General features: G+C 65.3%; 18 protein-coding genes. 14 read left to right on the top strand and 4 right to left on the bottom strand.

The genetic code is table 11. The annotated features are described in order from the left end of the window. Positions 1 to 96: 96 nt before the first annotated feature. Entirely contained in the window at positions 97 to 3,477 is a 3,381-nt protein-coding gene (locus MI302_RS01275) for a PEGA domain-containing protein (RefSeq protein ID WP_239725986.1), read from the bottom strand. Between the two features lie 117 nt (positions 3,478 to 3,594). Continuing rightward, positions 3,595 to 4,628 (bottom strand): IS630-like element ISTth6 family transposase gene (locus MI302_RS01270; protein WP_239725401.1). Its coding sequence is split into 2 segments (ribosomal slippage): positions 3,595 to 4,139 and positions 4,139 to 4,628, totalling 1,035 coding nucleotides; the frame shifts between segments, so codons are not numbered across the junction. 203 nt (positions 4,629 to 4,831) lie between these two features. Between MI302_RS01270 and thrS the strand changes: the two genes are divergently transcribed. The 11 genes from thrS (at position 4,832) to MI302_RS01215 (ending at position 15,231) form a co-directional block, all read left to right on the top strand. Beyond that, complete coding sequence (gene thrS / locus MI302_RS01265; RefSeq protein ID WP_239725985.1) at positions 4,832 to 6,811, top strand: threonine--tRNA ligase; 1,980 nt, start codon at positions 4,832 to 4,834, stop codon at positions 6,809 to 6,811. Further along, entirely contained in the window at positions 6,811 to 7,599 is a 789-nt protein-coding gene (locus tag MI302_RS01260) for a PaaX family transcriptional regulator C-terminal domain-containing protein (protein ID WP_019550352.1), read from the top strand. The genes thrS and MI302_RS01260 overlap by 1 nt, the downstream gene beginning before the upstream one ends. Beyond that, a complete protein-coding gene (locus MI302_RS01255) occupies positions 7,596 to 8,786 on the top strand; it encodes an ABC transporter substrate-binding protein (protein WP_019550353.1) in 1,191 nt (396 codons plus the stop codon). The genes MI302_RS01260 and MI302_RS01255 overlap by 4 nt, the downstream gene beginning before the upstream one ends. Before the next feature lie 48 nt (positions 8,787 to 8,834). Further along, positions 8,835 to 10,052 carry an ABC transporter substrate-binding protein gene (locus tag MI302_RS01250; RefSeq protein WP_239725984.1) on the top strand — a complete coding sequence of 406 codons (1,218 nt, stop codon included), beginning with the start codon at positions 8,835 to 8,837 and terminating at the stop codon, positions 10,050 to 10,052. A 24-nt stretch (positions 10,053 to 10,076) separates the two neighbouring features. Further along, on the top strand, positions 10,077 to 10,844 hold the full coding sequence (locus tag MI302_RS01245; RefSeq protein WP_239725983.1) for a sugar phosphate isomerase/epimerase: 768 nt from the start codon (positions 10,077 to 10,079) through the stop codon (positions 10,842 to 10,844). 96 nt (positions 10,845 to 10,940) lie between these two features. Continuing rightward, on the top strand, positions 10,941 to 11,669 hold the full coding sequence (locus tag MI302_RS01240) for a c-type cytochrome (RefSeq protein WP_239725982.1): 729 nt from the start codon (positions 10,941 to 10,943) through the stop codon (positions 11,667 to 11,669). A gap of 13 nt (positions 11,670 to 11,682) precedes the next feature. After that, positions 11,683 to 12,165 carry a cytochrome C gene (locus MI302_RS01235; RefSeq protein ID WP_126200189.1) on the top strand — a complete coding sequence of 161 codons (483 nt, stop codon included), beginning with the start codon at positions 11,683 to 11,685 and terminating at the stop codon, positions 12,163 to 12,165. A gap of 44 nt (positions 12,166 to 12,209) precedes the next feature. Beyond that, on the top strand, positions 12,210 to 12,764 hold the full coding sequence (locus MI302_RS01230; RefSeq protein WP_239725712.1) for a transposase: 555 nt from the start codon (positions 12,210 to 12,212) through the stop codon (positions 12,762 to 12,764). A gap of 50 nt (positions 12,765 to 12,814) precedes the next feature. Next, complete coding sequence (locus tag MI302_RS01225) at positions 12,815 to 13,300, top strand: DDE transposase family protein (protein ID WP_239725711.1); 486 nt, start codon at positions 12,815 to 12,817, stop codon at positions 13,298 to 13,300. A gap of 29 nt (positions 13,301 to 13,329) precedes the next feature. Then, positions 13,330 to 13,959: a ubiquinol-cytochrome c reductase iron-sulfur subunit gene (locus tag MI302_RS01220; protein ID WP_239725981.1), complete on the top strand. Its 630-nt coding sequence runs from the start codon at positions 13,330 to 13,332 to the stop codon at positions 13,957 to 13,959. A gap of 9 nt (positions 13,960 to 13,968) precedes the next feature. Further along, complete coding sequence (locus MI302_RS01215) at positions 13,969 to 15,231, top strand: cytochrome bc complex cytochrome b subunit (protein ID WP_239725980.1); 1,263 nt, start codon at positions 13,969 to 13,971, stop codon at positions 15,229 to 15,231. Positions 15,232 to 15,326: 95 nt separating this feature from the next. Here MI302_RS01215 and MI302_RS01210 read toward each other — a convergent pair whose 3' ends face one another. After that, positions 15,327 to 16,946 carry a 30S ribosomal protein S1 gene (locus MI302_RS01210; RefSeq protein WP_126178055.1) on the bottom strand — a complete coding sequence of 540 codons (1,620 nt, stop codon included), beginning with the start codon at positions 16,944 to 16,946 and terminating at the stop codon, positions 15,327 to 15,329. Positions 16,947 to 17,144: 198 nt separating this feature from the next. Between MI302_RS01210 and MI302_RS01205 the strand changes: the two genes are divergently transcribed. The 3 genes from MI302_RS01205 to MI302_RS01195 are packed head-to-tail and all read left to right on the top strand — an operon-like array spanning position 17,145 to position 19,011. Further along, the gene (locus MI302_RS01205; RefSeq protein ID WP_239725979.1) at positions 17,145 to 18,260 is read left to right on the top strand and encodes a M20 family metallopeptidase; all 1,116 of its coding nucleotides are present in this window, start codon (positions 17,145 to 17,147) and stop codon (positions 18,258 to 18,260) included. Further along, complete coding sequence (locus MI302_RS01200; protein WP_239725978.1) at positions 18,257 to 18,733, top strand: YbaK/EbsC family protein; 477 nt, start codon at positions 18,257 to 18,259, stop codon at positions 18,731 to 18,733. Before MI302_RS01205 ends, MI302_RS01200 begins: the two co-directional genes overlap by 4 nt. Before the next feature lie 2 nt (positions 18,734 to 18,735). Then, positions 18,736 to 19,011: a hypothetical protein gene (locus tag MI302_RS01195; RefSeq protein WP_239725977.1), complete on the top strand. Its 276-nt coding sequence runs from the start codon at positions 18,736 to 18,738 to the stop codon at positions 19,009 to 19,011. On the opposite strand, the gene MI302_RS01190 is transcribed toward MI302_RS01195, so the two are convergent. Then, positions 19,008 to 20,363, bottom strand: coding sequence for a sodium:alanine symporter family protein (locus MI302_RS01190; RefSeq protein ID WP_239725976.1), 1,356 nt, complete (start codon positions 20,361 to 20,363; stop codon positions 19,008 to 19,010). The genes MI302_RS01195 and MI302_RS01190 overlap by 4 nt on opposite strands.

Genomic DNA, 20,363 nt, shown 5'->3' with positions numbered 1-20,363 from the left:
CCCCAGGCGGGCTTTAGGCCCGCCTGGGGTGGTATCCGGGGCCCCCACCAAAGGAAACCCCCGCCCCGAAGGGCGGGGGCTTGGGGCTAGACCCGGCTAGGGGATGATGGTGGTGGTCTCAAAGACGGTGTAGGGCCCCGGTGCCTGGGTGCTGGAGGCGTCGGCCTTGATCGTGGTGTTAGCCCCATTCACCGCATTGGCCCGCACGCTGAAGCGCAGGGTGGCCCCGGGCTGCAGGCCGGGGATGTACCGAATCTGCACCCCGGTGTCGCCCCACGACACCACCTGGACATCGCTGTTCAAGACGGTCTGGTAGGGGGCGGAGCCGAAGGGCCCGTCGGGGTCCAGCTCCACCTCAAAGTCCACGCCCTTCACGCCTGTTGTGCCCGCGAAGGTGGAGTTCCCGGCCGTACGGGTGAGCGTGAGGGTCACGTTGGTCTGGGGCCCGGTGCTCCCCTCCCAGGCGCGGATCTCAAAGCGGTAGACGTAGTCCGACCCGTTCCCCACCGGGTCGGTGGCGGTGCCACCCGTCAGGTTGTTGAACTCGCCGAGGGAGCTAATGCCCAGGGCGTACTGGGTGGGCCGCTCCTGCACGGTGACGGAAGCGCAGGCTTCCAGGTAGTTACCCACGGTGTCGGGGTTCGCGGTCTCCAGGGTGTAGGGCGGGCTGGGCCTGGGGTCGGTGCCCGGATTGGGCTCCAGCTGGGGCGCTACGTTCCAGCGGGGGTAGTCAGCATTGATCTGGCGCTGGTTCAGGTTGTAGGCGTAGAGCCGGGCGCAGTTTTGCCACTCTCCCACCTCGCTCGCCCGGAGGTCCACCAGGATCTCCTTAGAAGCCCCCAGAGCCAGGTCGCCGAGGTCAAAGGTGAGGGTCTTGCCGTTTTGGTCTAAGGTGCCCGCCGGGCTGGAGTTCACGTAGTCCAGGCCCTCGCCGAAGAGGTCGCGGACCTTCACCTGGTAGCCGGTGAGGGCGGCGGCGTAGTCGGCGGGGTAGTTGGCCTTCAGGGTCTGGTAGTCGGGGTCGTTGATGGGCGCCTGGGCGCGGTCCTGGTTGGTGAGCGTGAGGGTGAAGCGGACCAGGTCTCCCCGGAAGACGGAGGACGTCTTAGGTGTCTTGGTCAGGGTGAAGAAGGGCCGCACCACGTAGATCCGCTTGGAGGTGCTCGCTTGGGGGGTGTTGCTCCCCTTGGCCAGGGCGGGGTTGTCAATGGGGTAGGGATCGGGGTAGCGGGTATCCGTCCCTAGGACGGGAGGCCGGGTGTTGTAGTAGTACCCAGGCTGGCCAAACCCGGTGTCGTTATCCGCAGTGCCGTCCTGGTTCTTATCGTTCCAGACGTAGCCCGGCTTGTGGCGGGCGTAGACCGTGACCGTTACGCTCACGGAGCCGCCGGGAGCGATGCTCGTGAGGCTGGGGGTGGTGGTCTGGTCCCAGGTGACCTGGTGGAGGACAGCGTCGTAGGTGCCGCCGCTGCTGGCGGAGACGAAGCCCAGCTCGGCGGGCAGGGGATCGGTGATGACCACGTTTTGGGCGGTCTCGGTGGTGCTCAGGTTTTTGACGGTGATGGTGTAGGTGTAGGTGGCCCCGCTGGGGACGGAAGCGCCCCTAGCTATCAGGGTGACGTCGTTCGGGTTGTGGCTCGTGCCGCTCCAGCCGATGACGGAAGGCCCGGTCTTCTCAATGGCCAGGGCCGCCCCGGTCCAGGTCTTGGTGAAGGTGAAGTCCTTGAGGGGGAAGTAGTAGGTGCTTTCCCCGTAGGAAGCCTGCACCACCAGGGTGGCCTTCACCTGGACGCTGATGGGCAGGTCGCTGGCGGTGACGCTGGACTTGGGCTTGACCGAGATGCCCGAGCCATCGCTGTCTGCGACGGAGGTGGCGCAGGTCTCAGCGGTGGGGTGCTCGGGGTCCGTGTCCGGGCTGAGGTCGCAGAGGTCCACCTTGGAGACGTCCCCGCCCACCAGCTCGTAGCGCACGTAGCCGAAGCCGGTGATGGGGGAGGGATCGGTGGTGGGCTGCTTCCGGCGCACCTCGGCCCGGAAGAGGTGCAGGTTCTTGGTAGAGTCGCTGAAGTCAAAGGCGTTGACGATGGTGCCAAAGTCGTAGCCGGTGCGCTTGTCGCTGTACTTGACGATGTCGTCGCCCTGACGAGGGGGCTGAGCGAACTGGTCGTCCTCCCCGCCATCCCGCAGGTAGAGGTGGGTGATGTTGTAGAAGAAGACCTTGAACTCCTTGGAGGAGGCGGTGAAGCCGGAGCCCTCCTCACTGGCGGAGACGAGGAACTTGACGGGTTCCTCTGAGGGGGCAACAGGGAAGTTGCCCAGGCCCTGGAAGCTGAACTTGGCGATGCCGTTAGCATCGGTGGTTACGAAGTCCAGCTCGCTCACGTTCTGGGTCTCGCAGCCCTTATAAAGCGCCACCGCTTGCGGATCGGCGCTAACCGCCGTGACCCGCACCCGGGCGTTCTGGACGGGCTGGCCGTCCTTGGTCACCCTCACGGTGACGCAGACCGGCTCCTCCGTCTGGGAGGCGTAGAGGTTCACCTTCTTGGCCGGGTTTTTCTCGAGTTTAAAAGGCAGGTCTACCCCCCACTGGTCCTTGACGGAGAGGATCTCAATCCCACCCACGGGGCCGGAGGCGGTGTTCTTCCTGAGGCCGAGGTTGAGCACGGTGGTCTTGCCCGCCTCCACGTTGGCGGCCCGGCTCCCGGAGAGGTAGCCCGGGGCGCTCGCGCTCACCGTGTAGGTGCCGGGGCTGGCAGTGGCCGTAAACAGGCCGCCGTTAGAGAAGTTGAGGGCCGGGGAAGCGCTGACGCTAGCGCTGGCAAGGGTCTGGCCGGTGTCCTCGGCGTAGACGTGGACCACCAGGGTGCCCGTAGTGGGGGCGGGGGTGGGCTCAGGCTGGAGCTTAAAGGTGAGGGCTACCGTCTTGCCCAGCTCCACGCTGGCCAACTTGGCGTCCCCCAGGTAACCACTGGCGTTCACGCTGATGGCGTGGGTGCCCGCGGCGGTGTAGGTGAGGTCGGCCCGCCCTTGGGCATCCGTGGTCTTGGTGTTGGCACCGTCAGACACCGTGGCCCCCTGGATGGGCGTCCCGTTCCCGTTCACCACCAGCACGGCCACCTTGCCCTGACCGGGAGAGGTGTTCTGCGGCACAGGTACCAAAGAAACGTTGACGGTGGTGGTTTCCCCAGCCCGCACCTTGAAGGCAGCGAAGGCATCGAAATAGCCAGTCTTGGTCACCTTGACGGTGTAGTCACCGGGGGTGACGCTGTTGACGTCGCTGATAGCTGGGGTGTAGGTAGCGCTATAGCCGCTCACGCCCTGACCGGTAGCGTTGTCCACCACCACCAGGGTGACCTTACCGGTGGTAGCCGGAGGTGGCTGGTTACCCCCGCCACCCTGCTGACCGCAGCCCGCAAAGATGAGGGCCAAAGCGCCCAACAGGGCCACGCCAAATGCCTTTAGCCTTACTCCTTTCATACCCTGCACCTCCTTAGTGCTTTGCCCTAGGGGTTTTCCGCGTTGCCCCCTTCGGGTCCGGCGCCGCGCGGGCGAGGCCCGCTATCTCCTCGGGGCAGCACCGCGCGGCATCCGAGGCTAAGTACCCTCCCCCAAGATTTTCAACTCCACACCCCCCAGGGCTTTCAGGGCCTGCGCCACCGCCTCCTTAAGCTCCTCCACGCTCCCGTAGTGCCGCCTTGGCATCAGGAACCCCTTCACCCGCCGCCAGACGCTCTCCATGGGGTTCAGATGCGGGCTGTACCGCGGCAGGTAGGCCACCATAAGCCCCCGCTCCCGCCACGCCTCCTTCCTCCCCTCCACCTCCCGGGACCGGTGGAAGGGCGCGTTGTCCATGAACACCTTCAGGGGCTTGGCTAAACCTTCGGCCACCCGGTCCAGATACCCCCGCACCACCTCCCACCGCACCGGCCCCTCCAAAAGGGCAAAGAAAAGCCGCTCCCCCTCCCGTCCCCGCACCAAGTGCCCCACCACGTTCACCCGCCCCCGGGAACCCCAGGCCCGGGGCACCCCCTTGGCCTCCCCCCTCCGACCCCAGGCGTAGGTAGGGGGAAGGGTCAGGGAAAACCCGCTCTCATCCAGGTACCCCACCTCCATCACCCCCTCCTCCGCCCCCTTTTTGCTTCCTCTTCCTCCTCCGCGAAAGCCTTCACCTCTTCCTCCGTGGGCTTTCCCGGAGGCACGTACCGCGTCCGTCGCCACACGTACCCCATGGCCCTCAGGTGCCGGGCCACCACCTTGGGGGCCAGGCGGACCCCGAAGCGCTCGGCTAGGGCTGCCGCAAGCTGCGGGGCGGTCCAGACCCTATCCTCGGCCAGCCTTTCCTCCACGAAGGCGGCCATCTCGGGGGTGAACTTCCTGGGAGCTCCCGGGGGTTTGCGGTAGGCGAGGCCCTGGAGACCCTCCCTCACGAAGCGCCGGAGGACGAGGTAGACCGTGGTGCGGTCCTTGTGGAAGTGCTGGGCGATCTTTGGGGCGGTCCAGCCCTCGGCCGCCAGGCGGACCATCATGGCCCACAGGCGGGTCTTCTTGTGGGTCCTTGGGTCCAGGGAGAGCTCCAGGAGGAGCCGGTCCTCCTCAGGGGTCAGCTGGATCCGAAGTGGGGCCGCCATGTTGAGATGATAAGGGGTTGGCACTTAATCTTACGCACACCACCCCCTCATGTCAAGCCTTGCCGAGCGTAGCTTAAGGCCTCTTTTAGCTTCTTTTTCCACGGCATTTCCACAAGCCTTCACCCCCTTTACCATGGTGCCGCGCCCCCTTCAGGGCAGGGTCAGAGTAGAGCAGAGGGCATGAACGGCGTATAGTGGAGGGCATGACCGTGTACCTGCCGGATGGGAAGGCCCTGGACCTGCCCGAGGGGGCCACGGCCAAGGACGTGGCCCGGGCCCTAGGGCCCGCCTGGGAGCGGGAAGCCGTGGGGGCCATTGTGGATGGGGAGCTCTACGACCTCCTGAAGCCCCTCCCCGAGGGGGCAAAGGTGCGCCTCCTCACGGAGAAGGACCCCGAGTACCAGCTCCTCTTCCGCCACACCCTGGCCCACGTCCTGGCCCAAGCGGTGAAGGAGTTCTTCGCCGAAAAGGGCTACGACCCGGAAAGCGTGAAGCTCGGGGTGGGTCCGGTGGTGGAGAAGGGCTTTTACTACGACATAGACGCCCCCGAGCCCATCTCCGATGAGGACCTGCCCGCCATAGAGGAAAAAATGCGGGCCATCATCGCCAAAGACCTTCCCCTGCGCCGCTTCGTGCTGCCCCGGGAGGTGGCCCTTTCCCGCTACCAGGGCAAGGACCCCTACAAGACCGAGCTCATCCTGGACCTGCCCGAGGAGGAGGAGATCAGCTTCTACCAGCAAGGAGACGAGGCCTACGGCTTCACCGACCTCTGCCGCGGGCCCCATGTGCCCTCCACGGGCCGCATTCCCCCCCACTTCAAGCTCACCCACGTGGCCGGGGCCTACTGGCGGGGGGATGAGAAAAGGCCCATGCTTCAGCGGGTCTACGGGGTAGCCTTCCGCACCGCTGAGGAGCTAAAGGAATACCTTTGGCAACTGGAGGAGGCCAAGAAGCGGGACCACCGCCGCTTAGGGCGGGAGCTGGAGCTATTCCTGATCGATCCCATGGTGGGGAAGGGGCTGGTGCTTTGGCTTCCCAAGGGGAACGTGATCCGGGAGGAGCTCATGGCCTTCATGCGGGAGGAGCAGATAAGGCGGGGCTACCAGCTGGTCACCACCCCCCATATCGGGAGCCTCGAGCTTTACCGCACCAGCGGCCACTACCCCTACTATGCGGAAAGTCAGTTCCCCCCCATCAGCTTCAAGGAAAGGGGCGAGGAGGAGGAGTACCTCTTAAAGCCCATGAACTGCCCCCACCACATCCGCATCTACGCCTTTAAGAAGCGCTCCTACCGGGAGCTTCCCTTGAGGCTTGCCGAGTTCGGCACCGTCTACCGCTACGAGAAGGCGGGGGAGCTTCTGGGCTTGACCCGGGTACGGGGCTTCACCCAGGACGACGCCCACCTCTTCTGTACCCCCGAGCAGGTGAAGGAGGAGTTTTTGGGGGTCTTGGACCTGGTTCTGAAGGTGCTTTCCACCCTGGGCCTTAAGGACTATAGGGCCCGCATCGGCACCCGGGACCCCAAAAGCGACAAGTACGTGGGGGACGAGGCTAAATGGTCCCTGGCGGAAAGACAGATTGAGGAGGCAGCCCTGGAAGCTGGTCTCCACTACACGGTGGAGGAAGGGGATGCCGCCTTCTACGGCCCCAAGCTGGACTTCGTGGTGAAGGACGCCCTGGGAAGGGAGTGGCAGCTCGGCACCATCCAGGTGGACTACAACCTCCCTGAGCGCTTCGGCCTCACCTATGTGGGGCCGGATGGGGCCGAACACCGCCCTGTCATGATCCACCGCGCCCCCTTTGGCTCATTGGAGCGCTTCATCGGCATCCTCATCGAGCACTTCGCCGGGGACTTTCCCCTCTGGCTCGCCCCGGTGCAGGTGGTGGTGGTGCCGGTTTCGGAAAAACAGGAGGACTACGCCAAGGAGGTAGTCTTTAAGCTCAAGGAAGCGGGCCTCAGGGCCGAGGCCGACCTCCGCCCCGAGCGCATGCAGGCCCGTATCCGCGACGCCGAGGTGCAGAAGGTGCCCTATGTCCTGGTGGTGGGGGACAGGGAAAAGGCCGAGGGCACGGTGAGCGTCCGCAGACGGCACCGGGGGAACCTGGGAAGCATGCCCCTGGCGGCTTTCCTCGAGGCCGCCCTTAAGGAATACAAGGAACGCCTTTTGGAGCCAACCCTCTGATGCGGGCCAGGTCCACCATCTTCACCCTCTTTGTGGAATACATCTACCCGGAACGGCGCGCCCGGGTGCGGGACCTCATCACCATGATGGAGGTCCTGGGCTTCTCCGAGGCAGCGGTGAGGGCGGCCCTCTCCCGGAGCGCCAAAAGGGGCTGGGTAGTGCCGGAGCGGCGGGGGCGCATCGCCTACTACGCCCTTTCCAACCGGGTCTACTGGCAGGTGCGCCAGGTTCGGCGGCGCCTCTACGAGGCCAGGACCTCCTGGGACGGGCGTTTCCTCCTGGTCCTGCCGGAAGGCCCAAAGGAGCGGGGGGAAAGGGAACGCTTTCGGCGGGAGATGGCCCTTTTGGGCTACGGCAGCCTGCAAAGCGGGGTCTACCTGGGGGCGGGGGTGGACCTCGCCGCCACCCAAGAGCTCCTCGCCTTTTACGGGCTTTCCGCCACCCTCTTTCGGGCGGAACACCTCGGGCCGAAGGAGGAAGTGCTCCGCGCCTTTTCCCTTAAGGAGGCCTCGGCCCATTACCAAACCCTCTTCTCCAGCGTGCCCCCGGTGCTCGAGGACCCCCTTTTGGCCTTCCGGACCTTGACCCGTCTGGTGCACGAGATGCGCAAGCTCCTTTTCCTGGACCCTCTTCTTCCCCCCGAGCTCCTTCCCCCAGGCTTCCCAGGCCCCTCCGCCCGGGAGCGCTTCCTCACCCTTCGGGAAACCCTTTACCGGCAGGCCGAACCCTTCCTTAAAAGGCTCTCTCTCAGCCCTCTCACCCCGGGCGGGATAACCTTTAGGGGATGAGGCGGTTTCTATCCCTTCCCCTGATCCTGGCCACCCTGGCCCAGGCCCAGGCGGTCATTCCCTTCTGGCACACGGCAGGCCCCCCAGGGAATACCGTCCTGGAGGAGGCCATAAAAAGCTTCAACAAGTCCCAGCGCACCTACCGGATTGAGGCCCGCTACGTGGGGGACTACCGGGAGGCAGGGGTAAAGCTCCTGGCCGCCTTGCGCTCGGGGGGTGCCCCAGTCCTTTTCCACGGGGAGCTTTCCTTCCTCCCCCGCCTGGCCCAGGAAGGGGTGGCCTTGGCTCTGAACCCCTACCTCCAGAACCTGCCCAGGGACCTCTATCCGGAGATGATGCGAACCACCCAGGTCCGGGGGCAGACCTATGGCCTTCCCTTGGGGCTATCCGTGCCCGTCCTCTACTACAACAAGGATGCCTTCCGCGCCCGGGGCCTTAAGCCCCCCAGGACCTGGGCCGAGGTGGAGGAGGCCGCCCAAAGGCTCACCAGCCGCACCAGCAAGGGGCTTGTTATCTCCACGGACATCTGGAGCTTCAACGCCATCGTCATGAGCCTGGGGGGAAGCTTGGTCAAGGATGGGCTTCCCGCCTTCACCTCCAAGGAGGTGGTGGAGGCTTTGGAGATGCTTTACCGCATGGTGCAGAAGGGGCACGCCCAGGCCAGAAACCTGGCCGAGGCCCAGTTCGCCGTGGCCGATTTCCTGCGCACCAAGGCCTTCATGGGAATCGGACCCACCACCGCCCTGCCGGTGGTGCTGGCCCAAACCTCCCTGCCCTTTAGCGTGGGCCTGGCCCCCCTGCCCCGGCGGGAAGGGGGTGCGGTACCCCTTTCCGGGGCAGCTTTGGCGGTGCTCAAGGGGGCAAGCCCGGAGCAGGCCCGGGGAGCCGTGGCCTTCTGGCTTCACTTCCTGGAACCCAAACGCCAGGCGGAGTGGGTGCGGACCACCTGGTACCTGCCCTTGCGAAAAGAAGCGGAAAGGGAGCTTGCCGATTTCCTGAAAGACCCCGAAAGGCAGGCGGTCTTCGCCCAGGCGGAGGTGGCCCGCCCCTGGAGCCAGGACCCGGAGCTGGTGGTCTGGTACAGCTACCTGGAGGAAGCCCTGGAACGAAGCCTGAAGCAGGGGGTGAAGCCCCAGATGGCCCTCGAGGAGGCCCAGAGGAAGGCCATGGGGGTGGAGAGGCGCTAAAGAAGCCCCTGACCCAGGCTTGACTTTTGGGATGGTAAAATCCCCCCCATGAAACAGCCCTTAGCTCTGGCCCTAGGGTTTCTCCTCCTTCCCCTGGCCTTGGCCCAGGCCGGCACCCGCACGGAGGTTTCCTTCTGGCACTCCATGGATGGCCCCGCGGGGAGGCTTCTTTCCACCTTCGCCCAGGAGTTCAACGCCCGCCAGGGGCTCTACCGGGTGGTACCCCAGTATGCAGGGGACTACCGGGATGCGGAAACCAAGCTGGTGGCCGCCCTACGCACGGGAAGCCAGCCCGTGCTCTTCCAGGCGGAGATCAGCTTCTTTCCCCGCCTCATCGGGGAAGGCCGGGCCCTGGCCCTGGATGGTTATCTAAACCTGGAGCGCACCTTCCTGGAGGATCTCTTTGAACCCGCCTGGAACTACGGGGTGATGGACGGTAAGCGCTACGGCCTTCCCCTAAACACCTCCACCCCGGTTCTCTTCTACAACCTGGACGTCTTCCGGGCCAAGGGGCTTAAGGCCCCAAGGAACTGGAAGGAGTTTGAGGAGGTGGCCAAGGCCCTCACCTCCCGCCAGGCCAAGGGCTTCATCTTCGTCACCGACCCCCAGGCCTGGCTCTTTGAGGCCATGGTGACCAGCCGGGGTGGGAACCTGGTGCGGGAAGGCAAGCCCAACTTCACCTCCAAGGAGGCCCTCGAGGCCCTGGAGATGCTCCACCGCCTAAACCGCGCCGGGGCCCTTTCCGCAAGGAGTATGGCCGAGGCCACCTTCGCCCAACTGGACTTCGTGCGCACCAAGGGCATGATGGTCATGGCCTCCATCGCCAACTGGCCCGCTGCGGAAAACTTTTCCTTCGCCTTCACCTTAGGGGTAGCCCCGGTGCCCCGGGAACCCGGGGGCAAGGTCCCCATGGGCGGGGCCCAGCTGGTGGTGCTCCGAGGGGCCACGGAGGCCCAGGTGCGGGGTGCCCTGGAGTTTTGGAGGTACCTTATGGAGCCTCAAAACGTGGCCCGCTGGGTACAGGCCAGCTACTACGTGCCCGTGCGCAAGTCGGCCATTCCCCTCCTGGAGGGCTTCTACCGGGAAAACCCCTTCCGCAAGGTGGCCTTTGAACAGATCGCCCATGCCCAGGAACGCCCCCGCATCCCCCAGTTCTCCGCCTGGGCCAGCGTCCTGGCAGAGGCCTTGGAAAAGACCCTGAAGGGCGGGGTTCCTCCCCAGAAGGCCCTGGAGGAAGCCCAGCGGAAGGCGGAGGCCATCCGGTAGACTGCACCCGCTAAAATGGCAGGGATGCGCCTAGGTTTCAGTCCCTTCAATGCGGAGATGGGCTATGAGGAAGCCTTCCGCCTGGCGGCGGAACTGGGGCTGGACCTCGAGGTTCCCTACGACTTGCACGAGGTCCTGCCCCTTCCCGACGCCAAGACCTTGCGGGCCACGGGGGAAGCCCTGGGGGTGGGGTTCACCCTGCACCTTCCCTTCGTGGAGATGAACCCAGCCAGCCTCATCCCCAGCGTCCGTGCCTTGGCCGAGGAGCGCCTCAAACGGGCCCTGGAGTTCGGCGAGGCCCTGGGGGCCAAGGTGGGGGTCCTCCACACCGGCCAGGTGCCCGTGCGCCACCCCATGGCCTTAAGCCTGGCCCGGGAGACCCTGGAAAAGACCCTCTCCGCCCTCCTGCCCCTGCCCTTCCCCGTGGCTTTGGAAAACCTGGCCCTTGCCGAAGAGGATCTCCTCCGGGGCCCGGAGGAGCTAAGGGCCCTCCTGGACCGCTTCCCCCAGTACGGCTTCTGCCTGGATGTGGGCCACGCCCTGGTGGAGCTGGGTCCCCTGGGTCCTTTCCTCTACTGGGAGGCCCTGGGAGACCGGCTCATCCACCTGCACCTCCACGACAACCACGCCCGCCGGGATGACCACCTGCCCGTGGGCACGGGAGCCGTGCCCTGGGAAAGGCTGGCCCCCCGGCTGAGGAGCTTCCCTGCCACCGCGGCCCTCGAGGTGGGTGGGAACATCCAAGGAGTACGCCAGAGCCTTTCCCGTCTGCAGGCCCTCCTTGCCTCCTAAGCCTCCCCTTCCATAAGGGGGGACATCTGTCCTTGCCAGGGTACGCTTATAGTAGTGGAGTGGGGGTTTGTACCCCCCTTCACAAAGGGAGGCAGAATGGTCGTAGACCGGATTGAGGTGTACCTGGACGGGGCCAGCGAGCCCCTGGCGGTTCTGAAGGAGCCCCCTTACCGGCTAAACCTGGACACCCGAAAGATCCCCGACGGGGAGCATGTCCTGCGGGTGGTAACCCACTTCCGCGGCGGAGGCCAGGAGGTCCGAGAAATCCCCTTCACCGTTAACAACTACCCCGATGTGATGGTCCTGGGCCTAGACGAGGGGGGCGAGGTAGCGGGGACTCTGGAGCTCCGCCTGGCCGTGGGGGAACCCGAGCTCCCCGTGGAACCGGTCCGCTTCAACCCCATCTGGTACGTGGTGGCCTCGGTGGTCGTACTGGGCGGCATCTGGGCCTACTTCGCCCTTTCTCCAGCAACGGAGAAAGTGGTAACCGAGCTAGCCCCTCCGGCCCAGGAAGCCCAAGCCCCTAAGGAAGGAGGCAGCCAGGCCACAGCCAGCGTGGACCAGGCCCTCATGGAAAAGGGTAAGTCCATCTACGAGGCCAACTGCGCCGCCTGCCATGGGGCAGACGGCCAGGGAATGCCCCCGGTTATGCCTGCCCTGGCGGGCAACGCCAACCTAAAGGACGCCCAGATGATCCTTAGCGTCGTAAAGAACGGGCGCGGGGCGATGCCCCCGGTGGGAGCCGCCTTCTCGGAAGAGGAGCTCAAAGCCGTGGCCACCTACATCCGCAACAGCTTCGGCAACAACTTCGGCCCGGTGGAATAAGGAGGGCTAAGGCATGTACCGCAACGACCCCATCGTACCCACCTTCGCCCTCATCCTGGCCGCAGGCCTCTTCTACATGGCCTACCTGGATGGGCTCCACATCGCCCGCCTCCTGGGCCACACTCGAGAGGAGCTCTCCGTGGGCCAGATCGGCCTGATGGCCTTCGGCGCCGTCTTCCTTCTCTACGGGCTCATCGGCCTGGTGTCCTACTGGCTGGAGGGAGTAGAGCTGCGCCCCGGCCGCCATTTCCCCACTCCCTCCACCGCACCGGTAGCGGTGGGTGTGGTCCTGGTTCTTCTCCTCACCGCCCTCTCCGGTTTCTTTGTGCGCCTTATCGCTTACGCCGCCCAGACCGGGCATAACCCCACCTGGCTCCAGGGCTTTGTCTTCGGAACCATCAGCCTAGTGGTAGCCGCCCTTTTGGGCATTTACAAGAAGTTCTTCGGCCGGGACGAGGTGATCACCGAGGAGGAGAAGAGCCACTTCCCCTGGTAAGAGCAGACTTGACCTATATGCGGCTCCTGGAGTAAAGAGGGGGCATGACCCTGCGCGAAGCCCTGTCCCAGATCCCCGACCCCCGGGCCCGCAACCGGCAGTACCCCCTTTGGGGCCTCCTGGCCCTCATCCTGGTGGCTTTTCTTTCCCGCGTGGACTCCCTGAGGGGCGTGGAACGCTTCGCCCGCGCCAACCCCCACCTCTTGCCCCACCTGGGCCTGCGCAAGGCCCCAGGCCACACCGCCATCACCCTTCTCCTTCACCGCCTGGATCCTGAGAAGCTCCAGGCGGCCCTTGGCCAGGTCTTCCCCGAAGCCGACCTTGGGGAAGTCCTGGTGGTAGACGGGAAGCACCTGCGGGGAAGCGGCAAGGGGAAAAGCGCCCAGGTGAAGCTGGTGGAGGTCCTGGCCCTGCACCTCAAGACCACCCTGGCCCAGGCCCGGGTGGAGGGGAGGGAGGACCAAGCGCTTCTGGAGCTCCTGGACCGCCTGGGGGCGGAGGGACTCAAAGGGAAGGTAGTGGTGGGGGACGCGGGGTACCTGTACCCGGAGGTGGCGGGGAAGGTGGTGGAAAAAGGGGGGCATACCTCTTCGTCCTGAAGGCCAACCAGGGGGAACTGCTGGAGTGGGCTCTGGAGGTATTCAAGGGGATGGAGGAAAGGCGGCTTCCCGGGGAGACGGAGTCAGCTTGGGAGGTGGTGCGGGACGGGGAGGTGTGGACCTACCGGGTCTGGGCTTCCCCTTATCTGCCGGATGCGCTCTTGGCCTTTCCCGGGTGCCGACAGGTGGTGCGGGTGGAGCGGGAGGTGGTGCACAAGGGGACGGGGGAGGTACGGCGCGCGGCGAGCTACGCCCTCACCAGCTTGGGAGCCGAGGAGGCGGACGCGAGGCGGCTTGGGGAGCTTCTCCTTTCCCGGTGGGAGGTGGAGAACCGGTCCTTTTGGGTACGGGACGTCCTCCTCCATGAGGACGCCTGCCAGGTGCGGGGCGTGGGGGCGCAAGTCTTGGCGGTCCTCCGGGCCTTTCTGGTGTCCCTGCTGTACCGCAGGGGGGTGCGGAAGAAGAAGGCGGCCCTGGAGACCTTCTCCTTCCATCCCCTCTCCGCCCTCAGGTTCCTGGGGCTCTATGCGGTATAGCGGTCAAGTCTGCTGGTAAGAGGTGAAGCATGGACGAACGCGAGATTCGCTTGCAAAGATCCCGCAGGCGGCTTTTCCTGAAGACCGCCATCGGCACCGGAATCGGCCTCTCCTTGGTTTCCGCCTTCTACGTGGGGGCGAGCCTGCGCCCCAAGGCCGAGGTCACCCCGGAGAAGGAACCCCTGAAGCCGGGAGACATTCTGGTTTACGCCCAAGGCGGGGGTGAGCCTAAACCCATCCGCCCTGAGGAGCTCAAGCCCGGCGACCCCTTCGTTCTGGCCTACCCCATGGACCCCAAGACCAAAGTGGTGAAAAGCGGCGAGGCCAAAAACACCGTCCTGGTGGTGCGCTATAACCCCGAGGAGCTCGCCCCCGAGGTGGCCCAGAACGGGGTGGAAGGGATCGTGGCCTACTCCGCCGTCTGCACCCACCTGGGTTGCATCGTGAGCCAGTGGGTGGCGGACAAGAAGGCAGGCCTTTGTCCCTGCCACGGTGGAATCTATGACCTCGCCCGCGGAGCCAGGGTCATCGCTGGCCCCCCGCCCAGGCCTGTACCCCAGCTTCCCCTTAAGGTGGAAGAAGGCGTCCTGGTGGCCGCCGGGGAGTTCCTGGGCGAGGTGGGGGTGAAGGCGGAAGCGGGCTTCTTCCGCCACGTCTAGGAGGGAAGCATGTACAAGTGGTTAGACGAACGCCTGGACCTCACGGGCCTTTACCAGAAGGTCTTGCGCAAGGCCTTCCCGGTGCACCATTCCTTCTTCCTGGGGGAGATCACCCTCTTCGCCTTCATCGTCCTGGTGCTCACCGGCATCTTCCTCACCTTGAACTTTGAGCCTTCCATCCGGGAGGTGAAGCTCCCCGACGGCCGCACCGTGCCCGCTGCCTACGCCAGCGTCCTCTACATAGACAGCCTTCCCTTCGGGGCGGTGATCCGTAGCCTCCACCACTGGTCGGCCCACGTGATGATCGCCGCCGCCTTCCTGCACATGCTCCGGATCCTACTTTCGGGAGCTTACAAAAAGCCCCGGGAGCTCAACTACCTGGTGGGCCTGGCCCTTTTGGGCCTGGCGGTGGTCACCGCCTTCACCGGATATGCCCTTCCCTACGACAACTACGCGGTCACCGCCACCCGCATCGGCTACGGGATCGCAAACTCCATCCCCTGGGTGGGTACCACCCTGGCCCAGGTGATGTTCGGGGGAGAGTTCCCGGGCTCGGAGAAGTCCATCCCCAGGCTTTATAGTCTCCACGTCCTCTGGCTTCCCCTGCTTCTCATGGCCCTCATCGGGGCGCACATGGCCATCATGATGAAGCAGAAGCACACCCAGCCCCGGTATGCGGAAAGGGTGGCCCCTGGAAGGATTCTCGGCGTGCCCATGTACCCCCAGCAGCTGGTGATGATGGGCATCCTCTTCGCCCTGTACGTGGGCATCATGACCATGATCGCCGGGGCCTTCCTGGCCCACCCCATCGAAGCCTTCGGCCCTCCCACCCCCAACACCCCGGCGGTCAAGCCCGACTGGTACTTCCTCTGGATCTACGGCATCCTGCAGATCATCCCCTCCAGCTGGGAGTTCCACCTCTTCGGGGCCACCATAGGACCGGAGTTCATCGGGGGGGTGGTGATCCCGGGGATCCTGGGCCTGGTGGGTCTCCTCCTGCCCTTCGTGGACACCCGCAAGGACAAGATGCGCTACATGGAGCTTCCCTCAGAGCATCCGGTGCGCACCAGTGTCATCCTGGCTCTCCTGGTCTTCTTCCTCATGACCACGTTAGCCGGGTACAAGATCGACTTCCAGCAGCAGGGCTCCCTCCTGGGGAACAACGCCGTGCTCTGGACCTTGGTCCTGGGCGGGCCCTTGCTCACCTACCTCGTTTCCTACACCCTGCTCCGCATCTTCTACGGGAAGAAGGAGGAAGAGGCTCTCCAGTAATACCACCCCGCTCTGCCTACCGGCGGAGTGGGGGCCCCGGTAAACCACCCCGCCTTGGCTTTCGCCAAGGCGGGGTCCCATAACTTCTGGAAGCTTTAGGAGGGCTTCTCCTCCTCGAGGCCCAGGCTGGCCAGCAGGTCTCCGTAGAGGTCCCCGAGTTTCACGCTGGCGCTTGCCGTGGGCACCGCGGAGGCATCGTACAGGTTGTACTCGGCCACCGCCCCGTACTCGTACTCCCGGCGCTCCTCGCGGCGCGGTCCAGGCTTCCTCTTGCCCCGGGCCTCCTTGCCCTTGGCCCGACGAGGCCGCTCTTCTTCCACCTTAGGAGGCGGGGGGGGCAGGAGGCGCTTGCGGGAGAGGGAGATCCGTTGCTCCACGGGGTCGATGTTGAGGACCACCACCTCCATCTCCTCCCCCTTCTTGAAGAGGGCGGCGGGGTTCTCAATGCGCCCGTGGTCCAACTCGGAAATATGGACCAGCCCCTCCATGCCCGGCTCCAGCTCCACAAAGACGCCGAAGTCGGTGATCCCGGTGACCTTGCCCTTGACCACGGTACCCGGGGGGTATTTTTCCGTGAGGAGCTGCCAGGGATCGGGCTGGGTCTGCTTGAGCCCTAGGGAAAGGCGGCGCTCACTGGGGTCCAGCCGAAGGACCACCGCCTCCACCTCGTCCCCCTCTTTCACCACCTCGGAGGGGTGCTTGGGCCTTTTGGTCCAGGAGAGTTCGGAGATGTGGATGAGCCCCTCGAGGCCAGGCTCCACCTCCACGAAGGCCCCGAACTGGGTGAGGCCCACCACCTTGCCCCGGACCCGGCTTCCCACCGGGTACTTCTCGGCCACGGTGGTCCAGGGATCGGGGATCAGGGCCTTGATGGAAAGGTTGACCCGCTCCTTCTCGGGGTCCACGGAAACCACCTGGGCCCGCACCTTCTGCCCCTTGTGGATGACCTCCTTGGGGTGGTTAAACCGCCCCCAGGTGATCTCGGAACGGTGCACCAGGCCGTCCACCGGGCCCAGGTTCACGAAGGCCCCGAAGTCGGTGACGTCCACCACCGTACCCTCCACCACCTGGCCGGGCTGCAGGCTTTGGAAAAAGGCCTCCTTGGCCCGCTTCTGTTCCTCTTCCAAAACCGCCCGACGGGAGAGGAGAACCCGCCCCTTCTTGCGGTTAAACTCGATGATCTTCACCAGGATCTGCTGGCCCACGTAAGCATCCAGGTTGGGGATGCGCTTGAGGTCCAGCTGCGAAGCGGGGATGAAGGCGGACACGCCATCCAGGTCGGCAACCACGCCCCCCTTGACCTTCTCCTTCACGGTGACGGTCACCGGCTCGCCCTTCTCATAAAGCTCCCGGATGCGGTCCCAGTGCTCCGTGGCCTCCACCCGCTTGCGGGAAAGAAGGACCTGGCCCGTTTCGGGGTCCACCTTGATCACCTGGACCCGCACCAGATCCCCGGGCTTCAAAAGGGCCTTTAGCTCCTCCTCGGGAAGGGACTTCTCCGTAAGCTCGTTAAAGGGGATGATGCCTTCCGTCTTCGCGCCGATATCTACCGCCACACCCTCCGAGCCCACCAGGACCACCTTGCCCGTCAGGATCTGGCCCGGGCGCACGCGCTTTTCCAAGCGGGCCTCGGTTTCCTGAAGGGCCTCCTCCATGCTGAAGGTCTGGCCTGGGGTCAAGTTGGCTTCGCTGACCTGGGTCGCCTTTTCTTCCATGCCGCCTCTTTCCTCCTTACGCGCCTTCCAGGGAAGGCGGGCGCACTTTGCGCACGTCCACACGAAAAGGAGGGGGAGAAGCCTCACTCCCCGCTTCCGTGTGAACCGGCCCCGAAGGGCATACCCTTCCTTTATACCACGGGGAGGCCCCCTTGCCAAGAGGCACCAGGCCCCTTGGGCTTAGGTCATAATGAGCCCATGGAAACCCTAGCCTGGATGCAGGCGAAGCTCCCTGAGTTTTTAAAGGACCTCGAGGCCTTCGTGCGCCGGGAATCCCCCTCCAAGGACCTGAAGGGTCTAATGGAAGCGGCGGCCTTCCTGGAAGAGGCCTTCGGGCCCCTCCAGGGGCGGCTTTCCCGCAAGGACACTCCCTTGGGCCCCATCCTTCTCTTGAAGCGGGAAGGGGAAGGAGCCCCGGTCCTGGTGCTTTGCCACTACGACACCGTCCATCCCAGGGGAAGCTTCCCCGAGCCCTTCCGAGTGGAAAGGGACCGGGCGGTGGGGCCCGGGGTCTACGACATGAAAGGGGGCATCGTGGCCTTGCTCTACGCCCTTCGCCATGCGGAGGCCACGGGAAGAAAGCTTCCCCCTTTGGAAATCCTCTTCACCCCGGACGAGGAGATCGGCTCCAAAGAAAGCCGGCCCCTCATCGAGGCCGCCGCCAGAAAGGCCAGGGCAGTGTTGGTCCTCGAGCCTCCCACGGCGGAAGGGGATCTCAAGGTGGCCCGAAAAGGGGTGGGGCTTTACCGCCTTAAGGCCCTGGGCAAGGCCGCCCACCAGGGGGTGGAGCCGGAAAAGGGAGTGAACGCCATCCTGGAACTCGCCCACCAGATCGTAAGGGTCGCGGCCCTCGAGGACCGGGAAAAGGGCACCACCCTGGGCCCCAACGTGGTGGCGGGGGGCACGGTGAGCAACGTGGTGGCGGAGGAAGCCTGGGTGGAGATCGACCTCCGGGCCTGGACCCTGGAGGAGGTGAAGCGGGTGGAGGAGGGCCTTAAAAGCCTCACCCCCATCCTCCCCGGGGCCAGGCTGGAGCTTTCCGGAGGCCTTAACCGCCCTCCCATGGAGCCCACGGCGGAAAGCCTGGCCCTCTTTGAAAAGGCCCGGACCATCGGCGAGGCCCTGGGCCTCTCCTTATGTCCAGGCCGGGTGGGCGGAGGGTCCGACGGCAACTTCACCGCCGCCCTTGGGGTGCCCACCCTGGATGGCCTCGGTCTCTTTGGAGGCGACGCCCACCAGAAGACCGAGTACGTGGTGGTCTCGGAGATCCCCAGACGCACGGCCCTGCTGGCCGAACTCCTCTATGCCCTATGAACCTCTCCCCTTCCGCAAAGAAGGTGCAAAGGTTCTTGGAGGAAAGGGGATTCGGCCATCTAAGGGTGGTGGAGCTTCCCACCTCCACCCGCACCGCCCAGGAGGCGGCGGAGGCCGTGGGGGCCGAGGTGGGTCAGATTGTAAAAAGCCTGGTCTTCCTGGGAGAAAACGGGGCCTACCTCTTCCTGATAAGCGGCAAAAACCGCCTGGACCCCTTCAAGGCCCAAAGGGCCACGGGTGAAGCCCTGAGGCGGGCCACCCCGGAGGAGGTGCGCGCCCTGACCGGCTACGCCATCGGTGGGGTGCCCCCTGTGGGGCACGAAACCCCCCTTCCTGCCTTTTTGGATCAGGACCTCCTGGCTTACCCCCTGGTCTGGGCCGCAGGGGGTACTCCCAAGGCCCTCTTCTCCCTGACCCCAGAGGAGCTTCTGGCCCTCACAGGAGCCCAGGTGGCCGATCTCAAGGAGGCCTAGGCATGTGGTTTTTTCGTGAAGACCCCCATGTGAAGCCCGAAGGGCCTTTGGCCTTCCGGGTGCGGGTGCGCACGAAAAGCGGCGAGGTGGTGGAGCTTCGACTCTCCAAGAGCATGGAGATCAGCCCGGTGGAAGGAGGCTACTACGTGCGCAAGGAGATCGTGGCCCCCAAGAGCCTGGACCGGGCGGTGCTGGAGATCTGGTTTGACCGGCGGTTCCGCCCGGTGCGCAAGGAGGTGGCGGGGGGCGAGCTGGTGCCCATCCGGGAGTGGGGTTAGCGGGGAGGCACCCAGGGCTCTCCCCGGAAGAAGCCGTAGACGAGCCGCCCCACCACCGGCCCCAAGAGCACCAGGCCGATGAGGTTGGGGATGGCCATGAGGCCGTTTAGGGTGTCGGAGATGGCCAGGAAGGCCTCGAGGCCCCCCAAGGGCCCCACGAAAGCCAAGACGGCGAAGGTGAGGCGGTAGGGCCAGCGGATCCCCTCCCCGAAGATAAAGGCCGCGGCCTCCTCCCCGTAAAACCCCCAGGAGACCATGGTCCCCAGAGCGAAGACCGCCACGGTGACGGCCAGGATAATCGGCCCGAGGGGATGGGCTTGGAAGAGGGCGCTAGCAGCCTCGGCGGCGCTCCCCCCTCCTCGCCAAAGCCCGGAGGCGATGAAGGTAAGGGCGGTGAGGCTGGTCACCAGGAAGCTCACGAACATCTCCGTGACCCCCCAGAAGCCCTGGCGCACGGGATGGTCCACCTGGGCCTGGGCGTGGGCGATGGGCGCGGAGCCCAAGCCCGCCTCGTTGGCGAAGATGCCCCGGCCAAGCCCGGCGTTGATGGCGGCGAAGAGGCTATACCCCGCCGCTCCCCCCAAGGCTGCCTCCGGGCTGAAGGCCGCCTGGAAGACCAGGGCCAGGGCCTCTGGAATCTGGCCCCCGTAAACCACCAGAAGGGGAACCACCGCCACCAGGAAAAGAAGGAGCTTCAAGGGCACCACCACCTGGGCGAAGCGGGCCACCCGCACGATGCCTCCCCCCAGCACCACCCCCACCAGCAGGGCCAGGAAAAGCCCCACCAAAGCTGGAGGCGCCCCTAAAGGAGCCAGGGCACCCCCCACCGCCCCAGCCTGGGAGAGATTGCCGATGCCGAAGGCGGCCACGGCGGCGAAGAAGGCGAAGAAGTAGGCCAGAAAACGGAGCCTGGGTAGGCCCCGGTACAGGTAGTACATGGGCCCGCCGGAAACCGAGCCATCGGCATAGCGGCGGCGGAAATGCACCGCCAAGGTGGCCTCGGCGAACTTGGTGCCGGTGCCGAAGAAGTAGCCCAGCCACATCCAGAAGACCGCCCCCGGGCCCCCTACGAGCACCGCCGCCAGCATGCCCAAAAGGTGACCGGTCCCCACCGTGGCGGAGAGGGCCACCATGGTGGCCTGGAAAGGCGTGATCTGCCCGCCGAAGCCGTAGGTGCGCTCGCGGATGGCTCCCAGGGTTTCGCTGAAGGAAACCCGCATCATCCGCAAGGGGGCGCTGAACCAGCGGATCTGGAAGATGACCAGATAGGCCCCCACCAGGAGGAAGACCAGCTTCATGGGAAAGCCGTATACGACCCGATTGAGATACTCGTTTAAGGCCAGGATATCCAT

Origin of the sequence: Thermus sp. NEB1569, from assembly GCF_022385295.1 — a bacterium.
In the GTDB taxonomy this organism is placed as follows: domain Bacteria; phylum Deinococcota; class Deinococci; order Deinococcales; family Thermaceae; genus Thermus; species Thermus scotoductus.
Note: the sequence above shows the minus strand (reverse complement) of the source record. Positions and strands in the feature narration are given on the sequence as shown.

Bases quoted from the DNA above. Each gene is read 5' to 3' on its own strand.
- MI302_RS01275 (WP_239725986.1), bottom strand. From the start codon at position 3,477: ATGAAAGGAGTAAGGCTAAAGGCATTTGGCGTGGCCCTGTTGGGCGCT.
- thrS (WP_239725985.1), top strand. From the start codon at position 4,832: ATGACCGTGTACCTGCCGGATGGGAAGGCCCTGGACCTGCCCGAGGGG.
- MI302_RS01260 (WP_019550352.1), top strand. From the start codon at position 6,811: ATGCGGGCCAGGTCCACCATCTTCACCCTCTTTGTGGAATACATCTAC.
- MI302_RS01255 (WP_019550353.1), top strand. From the start codon at position 7,596: ATGAGGCGGTTTCTATCCCTTCCCCTGATCCTGGCCACCCTGGCCCAG.
- MI302_RS01250 (WP_239725984.1), top strand. From the start codon at position 8,835: ATGAAACAGCCCTTAGCTCTGGCCCTAGGGTTTCTCCTCCTTCCCCTG.
- MI302_RS01245 (WP_239725983.1), top strand. From the start codon at position 10,077: ATGCGCCTAGGTTTCAGTCCCTTCAATGCGGAGATGGGCTATGAGGAA.
- MI302_RS01240 (WP_239725982.1), top strand. From the start codon at position 10,941: ATGGTCGTAGACCGGATTGAGGTGTACCTGGACGGGGCCAGCGAGCCC.
- MI302_RS01235 (WP_126200189.1), top strand. From the start codon at position 11,683: ATGTACCGCAACGACCCCATCGTACCCACCTTCGCCCTCATCCTGGCC.
- MI302_RS01230 (WP_239725712.1), top strand. From the start codon at position 12,210: ATGACCCTGCGCGAAGCCCTGTCCCAGATCCCCGACCCCCGGGCCCGC.
- MI302_RS01225 (WP_239725711.1), top strand. From the start codon at position 12,815: ATGGAGGAAAGGCGGCTTCCCGGGGAGACGGAGTCAGCTTGGGAGGTG.
- MI302_RS01220 (WP_239725981.1), top strand. From the start codon at position 13,330: ATGGACGAACGCGAGATTCGCTTGCAAAGATCCCGCAGGCGGCTTTTC.
- MI302_RS01215 (WP_239725980.1), top strand. From the start codon at position 13,969: ATGTACAAGTGGTTAGACGAACGCCTGGACCTCACGGGCCTTTACCAG.
- MI302_RS01210 (WP_126178055.1), bottom strand. From the start codon at position 16,946: ATGGAAGAAAAGGCGACCCAGGTCAGCGAAGCCAACTTGACCCCAGGC.
- MI302_RS01205 (WP_239725979.1), top strand. From the start codon at position 17,145: ATGGAAACCCTAGCCTGGATGCAGGCGAAGCTCCCTGAGTTTTTAAAG.
- MI302_RS01200 (WP_239725978.1), top strand. From the start codon at position 18,257: ATGAACCTCTCCCCTTCCGCAAAGAAGGTGCAAAGGTTCTTGGAGGAA.
- MI302_RS01195 (WP_239725977.1), top strand. From the start codon at position 18,736: ATGTGGTTTTTTCGTGAAGACCCCCATGTGAAGCCCGAAGGGCCTTTG.
- MI302_RS01190 (WP_239725976.1), bottom strand. From the start codon at position 20,363: ATGGATATCCTGGCCTTAAACGAGTATCTCAATCGGGTCGTATACGGC.